General features: G+C 59.3%; 10 protein-coding genes and 3 pseudogenes. 8 read left to right on the top strand and 5 right to left on the bottom strand.

The window, feature by feature from the left end; translation table 11 throughout:
* Positions 1-6 precede the first annotated feature (6 nt).
* Entirely contained in the window at positions 7-1,491 is a 1,485-nt protein-coding gene (locus tag IPM89_01570) for a hypothetical protein (GenBank protein ID QQS54580.1), read from the top strand.
* Here the strand turns inward: IPM89_01570 and IPM89_01575 are convergent.
* The 4 genes and pseudogenes from IPM89_01575 to IPM89_01590 form a co-directional block, all read right to left on the bottom strand.
* Entirely contained in the window at positions 1,438-2,652 is a 1,215-nt protein-coding gene (locus IPM89_01575) for a glycosyltransferase (GenBank protein ID QQS54581.1), read from the bottom strand. The two genes, IPM89_01570 and IPM89_01575, sit on opposite strands and share 54 nt — an antisense overlap.
* Positions 2,653-2,658: 6 nt before the next feature.
* Positions 2,659-3,111 carry a DUF2304 domain-containing protein gene (locus IPM89_01580; protein QQS54582.1) on the bottom strand — a complete coding sequence of 151 codons (453 nt, stop codon included), beginning with the start codon at positions 3,109-3,111 and terminating at the stop codon, positions 2,659-2,661.
* 8 nt (positions 3,112-3,119) lie between these two features.
* The gene (locus IPM89_01585) at positions 3,120-3,827 is read right to left on the bottom strand and encodes a glycosyltransferase family 2 protein (protein QQS54583.1); all 708 of its coding nucleotides are present in this window, start codon (positions 3,825-3,827) and stop codon (positions 3,120-3,122) included.
* A gap of 42 nt (positions 3,828-3,869) precedes the next feature.
* Positions 3,870-4,598 (bottom strand): annotated as a pseudogene (locus IPM89_01590) (DUF3782 domain-containing protein).
* 172 nt (positions 4,599-4,770) lie between these two features.
* Here IPM89_01590 and IPM89_01595 point away from each other — a divergent pair.
* A pseudogene (locus IPM89_01595) lies at positions 4,771-5,271 on the top strand (IS1595 family transposase).
* Positions 5,272-5,298: 27 nt separating this feature from the next.
* Here IPM89_01595 and IPM89_01600 read toward each other — a convergent pair.
* The gene (locus IPM89_01600; GenBank protein QQS54584.1) at positions 5,299-5,793 is read right to left on the bottom strand and encodes an IS5 family transposase; all 495 of its coding nucleotides are present in this window, start codon (positions 5,791-5,793) and stop codon (positions 5,299-5,301) included.
* Between the two features lie 152 nt (positions 5,794-5,945).
* Between IPM89_01600 and IPM89_01605 the strand changes: the two genes are divergently transcribed.
* From IPM89_01605 to IPM89_01630, 6 genes and pseudogenes are all read left to right on the top strand, one after another.
* Complete coding sequence (locus IPM89_01605) at positions 5,946-6,758, top strand: IS630 family transposase (GenBank protein QQS54585.1); 813 nt, start codon at positions 5,946-5,948, stop codon at positions 6,756-6,758.
* Between the two features lie 329 nt (positions 6,759-7,087).
* Positions 7,088-8,655: pseudogene (locus IPM89_01610) on the top strand (transposase).
* A gap of 105 nt (positions 8,656-8,760) precedes the next feature.
* Entirely contained in the window at positions 8,761-9,342 is a 582-nt protein-coding gene (locus tag IPM89_01615) for a hypothetical protein (protein ID QQS54586.1), read from the top strand.
* A gap of 109 nt (positions 9,343-9,451) precedes the next feature.
* A complete protein-coding gene (locus tag IPM89_01620; protein ID QQS54587.1) occupies positions 9,452-11,290 on the top strand; it encodes a hypothetical protein in 1,839 nt (612 codons plus the stop codon).
* Positions 11,291-11,525: 235 nt separating this feature from the next.
* Positions 11,526-13,331, top strand: a complete 1,806-nt coding sequence (locus IPM89_01625; protein QQS54588.1) for a hypothetical protein — start codon at positions 11,526-11,528, stop codon at positions 13,329-13,331.
* 38 nt (positions 13,332-13,369) lie between these two features.
* Positions 13,370-14,455 (top strand): peptidylprolyl isomerase, encoded by a 1,086-nt coding sequence (locus IPM89_01630; GenBank protein QQS54589.1) that lies wholly within the window; start codon positions 13,370-13,372, stop codon positions 14,453-14,455.
* The last annotated feature ends 56 nt before the right edge of the window (positions 14,456-14,511 follow it).

A 14,511-nucleotide genomic window follows, 5' to 3' on the forward strand; every position in this document is an offset into this window, starting at 1 on the left:
ACGGCGATGGAGTGGTGGCGGGTTGGTTTGGCATTGGGTTTGCCGTGGCTGGTGGGCGTGCTCTGGCTGCGGGCGCTCTGGCGTGATGCGCCGGCGGGCATTTGGCCCATGGTGCTGGGATATGGCGGCGTGATGGGCCTGCTGGCGGTGACGTTGTTGCTGCGCGTGCAGGCGGCGGTGGGGTTGCCGCTGAACTTTGCCGGCCCGATCACGGTGTTGGCGCTGCTGGCCCTGCCGGGCGGTTGGCTGGCGTGGCGGCGGGTTTCATTCTCCAACCGACGCCCCATGTGTGAAGATCGGGCGCCAGGGGCGGGGGCGTGGTGGCCACGCATTCTATTCATCCTGTTGTTGTGCTGGCTGGGGTGGCGGTTGGCCGGTTTGGCGCAAGAGATTTGGTGGCGGCCCCTGTATCCCTGGGATGCCTGGACCACCTGGACGGTGCGGCCGCGAGTGTGGTTGGAATGGCACCAATTGGTGCCGTTCGTGGACCCACGGCGTTGGCTGGCCGATACCACGGGGTCGGTGTACACCATCCATGCCTGGACCTATCCGTATACCGTGCCGTTGCTGGCGCTGTGGCCAACCTTGGCTTATGGCGCCTGGAACGAGACCGCCGCCAATCTGCCGTGGTTGGGTGTGGTGCTGGCCTTGGGCTTGGGGTTCTACGGGCAGGCGCGGTTGTGGGGCGTGGCGCCGTTGACGGCGCTGATTTTTACTTGGCTGCTCTTGTCGCTGCCGCTGCTGGACACCCATGTTGCCTTGGCGGGTTACGCCGATCTCTGGCTGGCGACGGTGTTCGGTCTGGCGGTGATCGCCTTCTTCCAATGGGCGCGGGATGGCGACCGTCGGCAAGGGTGGTTGGCGTTGCTGCTGGCGTTGGCCTGTCCCTCGATCAAGTTGGAAGGAATGGTTTGGCTGCTGTTGTTTCTACCGGCCCTGCTAGCCGCTCGCCTGCGGGGATGGTGGTTGCTGGCACTGATGGGAGTGGTGTTGGCTTTGGGAGGGGTTTGGTGGCTAACTGGTGGCGTGGAATTCAGTATTCCGGGATTGGGAGAATTTCGGCTGACACCGGAGCTGATTCAAGTGCCCTATCTGGGTCGGTTCGCCTTGGGTTATCGGGGTAGCTGGGACCCGGTGGTGATGAATTTCCTGGTATTGGCGAACTGGCATCTATTCGCTTATCTGATGCTGTTGGCGATGGGGGTGGCGGCGGTTTCGATGGTCAGGCGCGGTACGGCGCGCTGGCAACGGGCGGGACTGGTTTTTATCGTTAGCAGTCTGCTGGCCCTGTTTGTGTTGTTTTTCCTGACCGATGCCCAGCTTTGGGCCAAGCAGTACACCAGTATCAATCGGGTATTTCTGGAGTTCGTGCCCGCGTTCCTGTTCTGGATGTTGATGGTGTTTCAGTCCTCATCCCTCGTCCTTGATCCTCCTTCCTTAATCGGAGGAGAGGGCGGGCGGTTGCGCGGCGGCGAGTACCCGCCGGTATAACGCCACCACGGCGGCGGCGACCGGCTCGATGCCGAACCGTTCCCGCAGGGCCGCCGTGCCTGCCTGACCCAGAGTTCGCCGCCGGTCGGGGTCGTGCTGGAGCGCCCGCAGCGCCGTTGCCAGTGCTGTTGCATCGCCCGGTGGCGCCCGCAGGCCATGATTGGCTTGCTGTACCACCCAGCCCGCGCCGGAGCCGGGGATGTCGCTCACCACCACCGGCTTGCCAAATCGCATCGCCTCCAGCAGCACCAGCCCGAAAGCCTCGGTGCGCTCCAGCGACGGCAGGCACAGCACATCGCAACTGGCCAGCAGGGCGTTGAGGTCGCTCTCCGGCTGAAAACCGGGCAGGCCCACCCGCTCGCCGAGCCCCAAGGCCTGGATCAGCGCGGTCAGCCGCTCCCGGTGCTCGCCGGTGCCCACGATCAGCACCCGGCTATTTTCAAGGCTGGCGGCGGCCCGGATCAGTACATCGTGGCCTTTGTAGTAGGTCAGGCGGCCGATGGCCAGCACCCGGAATGCCGTTGTTCCCCATAATAATTCCGCGCGCGCCCGCGCCGCCGGATCAGGGTCGGCGATGCGGGTGGGGTCCAAGCCCAATGGCACGATGTGACACCGCTCGCGCCAGGGAGCGAGCGCGGTGCTGGCCTCCAGATACGGCGGCGAGGTGGCGACCACCGCCTGACTGGCGGCCAGCAGGCGTTGCTCGAACGGCCGGTACAAGCGATAGGCCAGCGCCAGCCGCCGGTCGATGGCGGAAGCCACCACGTCGGCGTGCCAATGAACGATCCACGGCCGGCGGCGCGCGGCGGGAACGGCCAGCGCCCAGAACGCGGAAGTGTTGGGCAGGTGCAAGTGCAGCAGGTCGGGGCGGAAATCGCGGATTGTCCGGTGCAGCCAGATCGGGAACGCGGGACTGACCGGCGCATACAGCAGCCGGCCGAAGCATGGCGCGCGGTAGATCGGTCTTTCTTTCCATCTCTCTGAGGGGGTTGGGGCGAGGATAGAGGGCCATTGGCCGCCCCAGCGGCGTGGTTGCTCATCGTGTACCAGCGCCGCCGCCGCGACGTCGTGCGCTCCCAGGGCCGGCAGCAGGTCGGCCAGGAAATGCTCGATGCCGCCGGCAAACGGTGGGTAGTATTTGCCGATGTGGAGAACGCGCATGTCCGCTTACTCTCGCTCCTTTCCGCTCCGAGCGGGGGAAGGGAGCGCCACGGTTTCCGGTTCTGTTGCATTCACGCGGGTCTCTTCCTCTTTTGCCCCTGAAGGAAAGGAAGATTGAAGAGAGGAAGGGTTTTCCCGCGCCTCCAACATGGCCAGCCGTTGTGCCAGCCGGCGGATCAACCGTTCCTGCCGGGAACGATCCAGGTCCATGGTCAGCATCTTGAGCAGCAGCAGGCCGAAACCCAGCACGATGGCGAGGACGGGCGGGTAGCTGACTCCCATCTTATTGGCCAGCACGTCGAACAGGCGCGGGAACAGGCCGAGCAGGGCGACCGTTGCGGCGGCCCCGATCCACCAGATGGCGTAGGGACCGTGCAGATGATCGCGGCGGACCAGGAACAGAATGATGGCGGCAAGACCGACCCCGATTGCCATCGAGGTAAGTTGGTAGGTGATCATCAGGGGTATCAGTCGTCGGCTGCGGGCGGCAGATGATTGTATCCGACCCGGGCGAGGCAAAGCAGGCTGGTTTGCAGCATGTATTTTCCCACAACCCACCAGGAGCGGAACACCCGAGAGGCGCCCAGCACGCGCGGTTGCATCGCCACCGGCACCTCGATGGTACGCAGGCCCTTGCGGCGCAGGATCAGCAATACACCGACATCCTGATAGTCGAGCAGGCTGGCTTCGCCGGAGGCGAGCACGGTGATCGCTCTGTGGTTGTAGGCCCGGAAGCCGGAGGTAATGTCTTCCAGTTCCAGACCGGTCAGCCAGCGGAAGTAGCTCCAGGCGATCTGCCGGGCACGGCTGGCGCGCTCTGGAAAGGCGCCGATGGCGACTTCGGCCTGACCGTCGACCAGCGGTTGCAGCAGGGCGCAGATACCTTGGGGTTCGTGCTGGCCGTCGGCGTCGAGGGTGATGGCGGTGCGGTAGCCTTGGCGCAGCGCGTAGCGCAGGCCGGTCTGAATCGCGCCCCAGGCCCCGAGTTGCAGGGCCAGTGGCAGCACGGTGGCGCCGGCGTTTCGAGCGGTTTGGGCAGTGGCGTCGCTGCTGCAATCGTCGATGACCACCACCGGACAGTGCCACAACTTCCGGACCTGGGCGACGATGGTCCCGACGGTGGCTTCCTCATTATGGGCGGGGATCAGGGCGATGAGGCCGTCGGGTTCAGCCATCGACTGGTTCGCGCGCGGCCGGTGGGAGCGGGATCGCCTTTTTCATGTGCTGGTAACGTCCTCGGCATGGCCGAATACTTCGCTTCCCAGCTTGTCGGCGACCGGCGCGGGCGGCTTGGGGCACCATCGGCGAGACCGCGATCTTGCGCTGGACCGGCCGCCGATGGCGCTGCTCGTAGTAGCGTACCTTGCGGTCGAAGGTGTACATGTCTGACTTGGACATCGACGATTTGAGTTCGCAAAGGATCAGTTCGCCGTTCTTGATAATGATGTCGATCTCGACCTGGTCGGGCGCACCGAAGACTATGCCTTCGTCGTCGAACTCGTTGACGTTTAGCACTTCGACGCCGAAGCTTTTTCCAGAACTCCCTTCAGCGCGGCGCGGAAACTGTGTTCCGGGGCGATCCTCCAGCGCACTCCCAGCGCGCCGATACCCTGTTCCTGTCGAGAGCGGGAAAGCTTGATTTCCTCCAGTAGTTCATTGTTCTTGCGATTTTGCTCGTCTCATTTGCGGCGCTGCTCCTCGGCGTGGGCGTCGAATTTGGCCGACCATTCCTGCCACTCGCGGTCATGTTCATCCCACTTGCGACGCTGCTCGGCGCGGTCGGTGGCGAATTCTTGCAATATGCGCTCGAAGCAGGCGTCGAAGCTTTCCGGCGTGACCGCCGTTTGCCGGATCAGTTGTTCCAGCCATTGCCGGAAGTTGTGGTCTTGCTTGAGCAGTTCGGGGAGTTCGGCTCGCAGTTGGGTCTTGAGATCGGTCATGGTCACTCTTTGGCTCCCTTCGACTCGAGCGAGAGTATAGTCTACGCTACTTGATCGGGGTATCCAGCCCTTTTAAGGTGATCATAACTTTTCCTGATTAGCAAGGTACTTTAGCCGACCCTATTTTGTGCCGAAAATCAGGCGTAAGTTGGCGTACCCTTCACGTTGGAGTCCGGTCATGCCCATGAATCGCATCCAATTTCAACCCGGCTTGTCGCTGTCGGCGTTTCTGGAGCAGTTCGGCACCGAGGCTCAGTGCGAAGCGGCACTGGAACGCGCCCGCTGGCCGGACGGGTTTCGCTGTCCTCGCTGCGGTCAGGCGGCTCATTACGTCTTGCGCAGTGGCGGGCGTCAGACCTTCCAGTGCCAGAGCTGTCGGGTGCAAACGTCCCTGATCACGGGGACCTTGTTCCAGGGTACCCATTTGGCGCTGACTCTCTGGTTTTTAGCCATTGACTTGATCAGTCGGGCCAAGACAGGGCTGTCCGCCCTGGCCCTGAAGCGCCAGCTCGGCGTGAGCTACCTCACTGCCTGGCTGATTCAGCACAAGATCATGCAGGCGATAGCCGAGCGCGATGCCCAATACACCCTGTGCGGTGAGGTGCGGGTGGACGACGCCTATCTGGGCGGCGAACGGGTCGGCGGCAAAGCCGGCCGGGGCTCCGAGAACAAGGTCCCTCTTGATTAGGCCGTGTTCACAAAATTGTTAGCGAAGCATGATCACGATGAGGGCGAGGGTGACGAAAGCCAGGAAGTTGGCTTTGAGTTTTTCATAGCGGGTGGCGACTCGGTGGAACTGTTTGAGTTTGTTAAAAAGGCGTTCGACTTTGTTGCGCTGTTGGTAGCGTTCCTTATCGTGGACGATGCGATCCCAGCGGTTCGCCTTGGGCGGGATGACCGGGGTGATACCCTTGGCGTCGAGCTGGGCGCGGATGGCGTTGCTGTCGTGGGCTTTGTCCATGGCGGCGTGCTGGATGCCGTCGCGTGAATCGAGGGCGTCGACGAGCGCTTCACCGACCGGGGCGTCTCCGGCTGGCCCCGCCGTGAGGCGGATCTCGATCCCATCGGCTTCGGAGGCACACACGGCATGGATTTTGGTGCTGAATCCGCCCCGGGAGCGACCCTGGACCTGATCGCCTTTTTTTAGCGGCGCCGGCCGCGTGCGGGTGCGCCCGCACCACCGTGGAATCCGCCAACACAATCCGCAGGTCCACGCCCTTGAGCCGCTTCAGCAACCCCAGAATCTCCCCCCAGACCCAAATTAGGATTTTGTGAACACGGCCTAGCCTGTAGTACCCCGCCGGCGGGTCGCCAGCGCTGGACGATGAAACTCTTGGCCGATCGCTTGGTTGAGTGGCGCCAAATCGACACGATTGCCCCCAATACCGTCGGTCGCGTGCTCAAAAAAACGATCTCAAACCCTGGCAACGTCAGGAATGGTGCATTCCCAGTGTGAGTCCCGACTATGTCTGGCATCTGGAGGATGTTCTGGACCTGTACGCCGAGCCCGATGATCCGCGCCATCCCCAAGTGTGTTTTGACGAAAGCCCGGTGCAGTTGACCAGCGAAACCCGTCATCCGCTGCCGGCTCGTCCGGGCCAGCCGGCGCGCCATGACTCTGAATATAAACGAGAAGGTACCGCTAATTTGTTTCTGTTCGTTCAGCCTCTGCGCGGCTGGCGTCAGGTCAACGTCACTTGCCAGCGGACCAAACGCGACTTTGCCGAGCAAATGCGGCGGCTGGTGGATGAGTACTTCCCCACGGCGGAACGGATCCGGCTGGTCATGGATAATCTCAACACCCATACCCCCGCGGCCCTGTACGGGGTCTTTCCCGCGGAGGAAGCTCGTCGAATCACCCGCAAGCTCGAATTTCACTACACCCCCAAGCATGGCAGTTGGCTCAACATGGCCGAATGCGAGTTGGCCGTGCTCGCCGGCCAGTGTTTGGATCGGCGCATTTCGACGATCGACACCTTGCGGGAGGAAATCGCCGCGTGGCAAGGCCCGCGCAACCAACTCCAAACCAAAATCCACTGGCGGTTTGGTGCCGATGTGGCCCGGGTCAAACTCAAGCGTCTCTATCCGTCCTTGGAGCCCGCCGAAAATCTAGTCGGGCCAGATGAGGTTTCCGAACCTGTCAAAACTTGTGCGGCAGCCCACTAGTGCGGAACTGTTCGAGGACCAGCGAGCCGTTCGGGAATTTGAAGGTTCTGTCGAAGCAGCCTTGACAGGAGGGATGTAGCTGGTTTGCATTTCTGTGCCTAGAAGACGGAATGAACTGGTTGTTGTGTTTTAGATAATATAAATTATAATTAAAAACAATTAATTAATCATGAAAGGCGTAACTTCTCAATAAGTCATGGCGGCCTTGGCTGACGATATTCAGTTAGAGTACCCCATCGAGTCTCCCATCCTCACCCTGGAATCACCCCCCGGCATGCCGACTCCCCCGATCCAACTCCCCGACCTCCCCCGACGCGGAACGGACCCCGCTGGTCGAGCAGTTGTTGGCATTGATCGAAGCGATGGCCGAGACCATCCATCGTCAAGCAGAGACGATTCAGCAGTTGCGCGATGAGATTGCGGTGCTCAAGGGCGAGAAGCCGAAGCCGACGTTCAAGCCGAGCGGGATGGAGAAGCAAACCGATCCCAACGTGACGGACGCGTGACGGTGACGGTGACGGTGACGGGGAATCGAAGGGCAAACGGCCGGGTTCGGCGAAGCGGCACAAGACCCAGGACTTGATCATCCACGAGGAGTGTCCGATTCCGCCCCCGAGGCGGCGGGCGCCCGCTTTAAAGGGTATCGGGATTTTGTGGTGCAGGATCTGAAGATCGAGCCGCACAATACCCGCTATCGGCTGGAAGTTTGGCGGACCCCCGACGGCGAGTATCTATACGGCGAGCTGCCGCCGGCGCTGCAAGACGGGCATTTTGGTCCGGGGTTACGTGCCTACGTGCTCTATCAGCACCATCAGTGTCATGTCACCCAGCCGCTGTTGCGCGAACAACTGCTGGAATGGGGCATCGACCTCCCCAGGGGCAGATCGATGCCCTGCTGAGCGGGCACAACGAGCCGTTCTTTGCCGAAAAGGATCGGCTGCTTGCGGTGGGTCTAGCGGTGAGTTCCTTTATCTCGGTCGATGATTCGGGGCTCGCCATCAAGGCCGCAACGGCTACGTCACGCAGATTGGCAATGATTTCTTTGCCTGGTTCTCCAGCACCGAGAGCAAGAGCCGGATCAATTTTCTGCAACTTCTACAAGCGGGCACACCGGTCTATCGGCTCAATGACGAGGCGTTGGCGTATTGGCGCGAGCAGGGGTTACCCCAGGCGCTCTGCCAAAACCTGATGGCGCATCCCACGGTGGAGGGGGTCACCACCGGCCTGGGAGCAACAGCTCGACGACTGGGGCCTGGTCACCGAACGGCATCGCCGCATCGCCACCGAAGCCCGGTGGGCGGGCTGTTCGCGAAAGGACTCTCGCACGACTTGGTGATCGTGAGCGACGGTGCCGGGCAGTTCGCCATTCTGCTGCCTTGTGTGGGGTGCATGCTGAACGCCTGATTCACAAACTCATCCCGCTCGATGAGAACCATCGCCAGGACCAGGAACGGGTGCGCGACGAACTCTGGACGCTCTACGCCGACCTCAAGGCGTACCAGCGCGACCCCGATCCAGCGGCGATGGACGCCCTGCGCGCGCCTTCGAGGCCCTCTTCACTCAGAAGACCTCCTTTGCGACCCTCAATAACACGCCAAGCGTCTGTATACCCATCAGTCCGAGTTGCTCCTGGTGCTCTTGCGCCCCGACGTCCCCGCACCAAGGCAGCGAGAACGACATCCGGGGGTTTGTGAAATGGCGCAAGGTCAGCGGCGGAACGCGCAGTGACTTGGGGCGACGCTGCCGCGACACCTTTGCCAGCTTGAAAAAGACCTGCCGGAAACTCGGGATCTCGTTCTGGGACTACCTGAACGACCGGATCGGGCAGGTTGGTGCGATCCCCCCTTTGCCAGAGATCGTTCGAGAACGGGCGGCGGCGGCAGAGGCCGTGCCGTGAGTTATTGAGAAGTTACTGAAAGGCGACTTAAAAAGCATCAGGCTGATACAAAAGCGGGCTGATTTACAACAAACCCCCCGAAGTCGTTGACACCCGACTGGTTGCTTGTTAGGATTGACAGCAATAAAGCAACTTTTGGTTGCTTCGGTGCAACAATACAACAAAACAACTGATGCTCTGACGGGTGATAGAGTTTCGAAAAGCCAAATCAGGGGGGGGGCGATGGCTATAACGCACAGGGTGATTTGGGGGGTAGTGCTGGCCTTGGCCGGACATGGTGTTTGGGCGGCTAACCAGATACCCGTGCCCGCCGCATCCAGTCAAGCTCCATCGCCAAAGATCGTAAGGTCCACCGCTGACGAAGCCTTATTGAAGGAGCGGGTTCTGGCACGCTGGCAGGCGCTCATCGACCGCAAGTTTGATGCGATCTATCAGTTTGAAACTCCTGCCTATCGGGCGATCTATACGCCAAGTCAGGTTCGGTCTCAAAACAGTGGCCAACTCGAGTGGCGTATGGTAACTGTAAAGAAAATTGACTATGATGACCCTGATGTGGCGAGAATCCAGCTAGAGGTTGTATATCGTTATGCCGACCCGGGGGCTGGAGGCCAATCTTTCGATATGAAACAGACGGTTAGGGAAATTTGGTTGCGTAAAGACGGCCAATGGTGGCATCAGCAAAGTTGATGCGTTCTCTATACTTTTCGGTGTGGCAATCGCCACTTTACATCTCTAGGTTTGCGTCCTTGACTACTACCTAACCCATTGCAGGGGTTACTCACTTAAGGAGATAGGCATGAAACGTAACAAGCTTTCCACGGCGCTGGCGCTGGCGACCGCGATGGGCGGTCTGGCCGGGGCTGCGTATGCACCATCCGCGGGTGCTATAAGCATCGCGGCCCAGAATCTGGGTGATGTGTTGATTTTCCCGTATTACACGGCCCGGTGCCACAAGAACGAACTGGGCATTGTTGAGGATTGCTGGCAGACGCTGTTCAATATCACCAACACCAGCGATCAGACCTTGGTTGTCAAGCTCAAGTTCCTGGAGGGTTACAACTCCCGCGACGCCCTGGACTTCACGGTGGTGCTGTCAGCGCACGACGTGTTTGCCGGTTACGTTGACAAGGGCGCTAACTATCCCGCTCAGGACACCCCGGCACGCTTCGTCAAGGCGCACGGTGAAACCACCTGTACCGTGCCTTTCATCTCGCAGACAACGGGCTTGTCGTTCAGCAAGTTTGCCTATTCGGCAGGTAACCGGGATCACGACGCTGCGGTTGACGAGAAGATGTCTTCGAACGACCGCACCTACGAGGGGTATGTCGTCGCCATTGTCGAGGGGCACGCTCCCGCTGTTCCGCTGCCCGGCACGCCTGGCTCATATCCTGATAGTTGGGTCAGCGCTCATGTCACGAATGTTGCTGATGATGGCGAGACAGCGGGGGGGGTGAATTGCGACGCTGTCCGAACCTCCTTCACCAAGGCGAATATCGTCACGACCGCCAACGAGTTCGGCGAGCCGATCAATGCGCTGAAGGGCAACTACAACCTTCTGAATGTCAAGCGCGGCGTCGCGGCGGGTGGTTCAGCCACGACTTTGGCGAATTTCATTCGGATTAGCCCGGATGACGATGTTCCACAACCCGGTTTGAGCGGTGGCTGCGTTGCGGGCAATATGCGCTTCGATTCGGCTACTAGCTTGCGGAACCTGGCTTGGGCACCGGCGTTGGATAACACTATAGCCAATTTGGATAACACTATAGCCAATAACGCGTGGTGCCCCAACCTGATTACGGCGCAATCGAACCAGCCCGGTTATGACCACCTCGAACCGAGCTTGGCGGATGCCTACGATTCCGCTGTCACTTCGCCTAGTTCGATCGCCCTCGTCGATCCCACTTCCACCGTTGTGGAGGGTACGTGGCCCAACGGTGCGGGCTTCGCGGCGGTGAGCGAAGTATTGCGGGCGGCTGAGCTGATCAACGAATGGAGTTTCAATCCTGGGCTGGGTGTGAGTACCGAATGGGTGGTCACGCATCCGACCAAGAACTTCTTTGTGGATAGCTGGAAGTACTGGGGACCGATGTCGGCGTACAACGATCGGCGTTTCCCGTTTTTCATCTATCCTATTCCGCTGCCGCCATTTGCCGAGGCGTTTTCGGGCGTGACCGATGGTCAATCCTGCAATCAGGTTACGCCTGTAGTTTACAATCGTAGCGAAGTACGTGCCGTTCTTACCGAAGGGGGTGTCATTCAGTCACCACTGCCGCGTAGCGATGACATGTCGCTGTGCTTCGAGACCAATGTGATCCAGTTCTCCGCCGGACGTCCCGTCCTGGATTCGAAGTTGACGCTGAATCTGACCGACGGAATGGCCCAGGCCTTTGGTGGTGAGTCCATCCCCGCTGGTTGGTTGGATCTGGACTTGACTACATCGCAAGCCGCGCAGTGGGGTGTGATAAAACCAGGTGTATTCGGCGGGTTTTTTGCCGAAGGTCCGCTGCTAGGCTCAGGTTTGCCAGCGATTGGCTTCATGATCAAACAGCGCGCCTTGACGGGGGATTACTTCAAGAACTTCGCCTACTTGATCGATCATTCCCGCAAGATTCCCTACGAGTCTCAAGAAGACTAGACAGCGCCTGGCCTGTGAGATCGAGCGAAAACACAGGGCAGGGATGGCAGCGAAAATCTGAACGAGAGGTTCACTGTCGCATCAAGGAGTCAGTTCGCGCCAAGGATGGCGCTGGTGGCGGCGAGAAATTGACCTAATTGCTTCCGCAGAGTGATCCCTCTCGCAGTTTAAGGGTTCCTAGCTATAGACTTCAGCCCTGTTCAGGGTTAACGATTTGAAATGTAAGGAGAAAGGCATGAAACGCAGCAAGCTCTCCATGGCGCTAACGCTGGCGACCGCAATGGGCGGTCTGGTCGGAGGCGCGTTTGCGCCGTCTGCGGGCGCCGTCAATATCTCGGCTCAGGGGGTGGGTGATGCGGTCATCATTCCGTACTACACCGCCCGTTGTAGCACCGACGATTGTTGGCAGACGTTGCTCAATCTGACCAACACCAGCGACAAGAGCTTGGCCGTCAAGCTCCGCTTCTTCGAAGGCTACAACTCCCGCGAAGTCCTGGACCTCACGGTCGTGCTGTCGCCGAAAGACGTGTTTGCAGGGTATGTCACGCAGGGCGATGGCTATGTCCCGCCGATCTACGGTGCTCCGCCCGCCGGTGACGTTCCGGCCAAATTCGTTAAGTCGTCCGGTGAAACCACCTGCACCGTGCCGAATAAGACCGAGTTTTCGTTCAGTAATTTCGGTTATTCGGCGACCAACAGCGATCATTCCGCGCAGAACGATGGCTTTTATCCGGTACCCTATGTCGGAGCCAGTCCCTATCTGGCCGGTGGCCTCTCCACGAACGACCGCGGTTATGAAGGCTACATTGTTGCCATCGTCATGGGCTATAAGGATGGTGAGCCGGGTGATTGCGTCAGCGAATTCCAGCAAGCCAACATTGCTGCAACCGCCAGCAAATACGGCGAACCGATCAATGCGCTGAAAGCTAATTACAACTACCTTAATGTTGAGCGGGGTATTGCGGCGGGTGGCCAGGCGACCCATCTGGCTAACTTCGTTCGGATCGGCCATTATCATCCAGAACTCGGCAAAGTCGTTGGGCCAAGGGCTTGCTATGCCACTCCGCCGGCTGGTGTGGGCCTGCCGTCCACCACCAATATGTTCTTTAACCCGATCTCGGGAGCCCGGAATCCAGCTTGGGATCCAGGAAATAATTCAGACTGTCCCAACTTGATTACGGCGCAATCCAACCAGCCTGGATTTGACAGCCTTGAGCCGACCTTGGCCGATGCGTATCCCAATGCTTCATATACCGTCAACGACGACTTGGGCTTGGGGACGACTACGGAGCTTGGGCCGTATGGATATGGCTATCTGGCGGTGAGCGAAGTCCTGCGGGCAGCGCGGGTGGTTAACGAGTGGAGCTATAACACCGCTCTGGGCGTCACCACCGAGTGGGTGATCACCCATCCCACCAAGAACTTCTTCGTGGACAAGGGGCCAAGCCCGCTGGCAGCGAACAATTCGCGGCGATTCCCTTCCGGTTTCGACCCCGATTGGCAACAGCGCATGTCGCAGGTTCCGATTCCGCCGTTCCAAGAAGCGTTCTCGGGTGTGACCGATGGCCAATCCTGCAATCAAGTGGGTGCCACCGCCTATGATCGTAGCGAAACTGAACTGGTCCTCAATGATGTCGGCGTGGTCGAATCGCCCGTGCCGCGCACCGATGCGTTGTCACTGTGCTTTGAGACCAACATTATTCGGTTTTCCAGCAATGATCACATCTTCGAGTCTCGGTTGGGGCTGGATCTGAGTGCTCAGATTATGACCTTACCCCAGCAATTTGGTTGGCTGGATATGGATTTGGCCAAGCCGATACAAGCGAAGTCCGGCTACAACGCAGGCACTGTGAAGGATCCGAATCTCAATGTGTTACCGGGTAATGGCTTGCCGGCGATCGGATTCATGATTAAACAGCGTGCCTTGGATATCGGCTTCAGCACGCTCAAGAACTACGCTTACTTGGTTGATCATGCCTACTTAGGGCGTGGTATTCCCTGCAGCAAGGCAGCCGGGGACAGCACCTGCCAGTTGCCTTAATTGCCGCCCAAACGCTCCCGTGAGGGAGCGTTTCTCCATTGGACGCCGATGCCAATCTTGACTCAGCATCGGCGTTCTTCTTAGTAAAAGCCGCGAAGCGCGCAAGCGATTTCGCTATATCCGTAAAATCGTTACCGGTGTCATTTTTTATGATGAATGTACTGATTCGGTTTATCAGCGCTGCTATTCTGGTTATTGTCGCAATGACCGTCCGGGCCGAGCAAACGATGCTTGGCGGGTTGCTTCCGCCCGAAACTCCCTTGATCAAGGATTCTGAACTAACCATTACCGTTGTGGATTACCAAAAGGCGCTGTTGGGGTTACCGCCCAAGCAGCGTGCTGGCATCGAACATGACCTTACCACCCTGCAGGAGTTTCTACTGGAGCTGTACATCGAGAAGCGGTTGGTTCGGGAGGCGGAACGTCTGAAAATGCCCGACCAACCCGATATCCAAGCTCGATTGCAGATGGTTCAGCGTAAGGTATTGGTGAACGCCGTCGTCGATCAGTTCAAGGCTGGTCTCAAACAGCCCGACTTCACCGAGCTAGCCCAAGAGTACTACCAGACCCACCACAAGGAATTTACTCGGCCTGAACAACTTGAGGTGGCGCATATCCTCATTAATGCGCCCCTATGCGACTGCGAGGATCCCAACGGTGAAAAGCGCAAACGGGCTGAGGCGCTATTAACAGAGCTGCGTGGCGGCGCCGACTTTGGCGAATTGGCGCGGAAGAATTCGGATGACAAAACATCAGCCCGACAAGGCGGCATACTTCCGAAACTGCTAACGCGAGGCTCACTGGTCAAACCGTTTGAAGATGCCGCATTCGCCTTGCAACCCGGTGAACTAAGCGGTGTGGTCGAAACCCAATACGGCTATCACATCATTAAGCTGATTTCTCGCCAGCCTGAAACCGTACCTCCTTTCGAACAAGTTAAGGTCCGGATCATCGAGAAACTAGCTAAGGATTTCCAAGATACCAACCATAAAGAGTATGTCGCGCGCTTCTACCCAAAGCCGGAAGCTTTCAATCTGGGGATGATCAATGCCCTAACTGGAGGAGCTGCCGGTGCACCTAGTGTGCTCGACAATGCACCCCCGCCCCCTCCACCCGCTCGATAGATAGATATTTTCTATCGGCGTTCAATTCCCTCTTCCATAAGCGGGGGAGGGGAGTT

This window comes from Candidatus Competibacteraceae bacterium, assembly GCA_016699715.1.
GTDB lineage: Bacteria > Pseudomonadota > Gammaproteobacteria > Competibacterales > Competibacteraceae > Competibacter.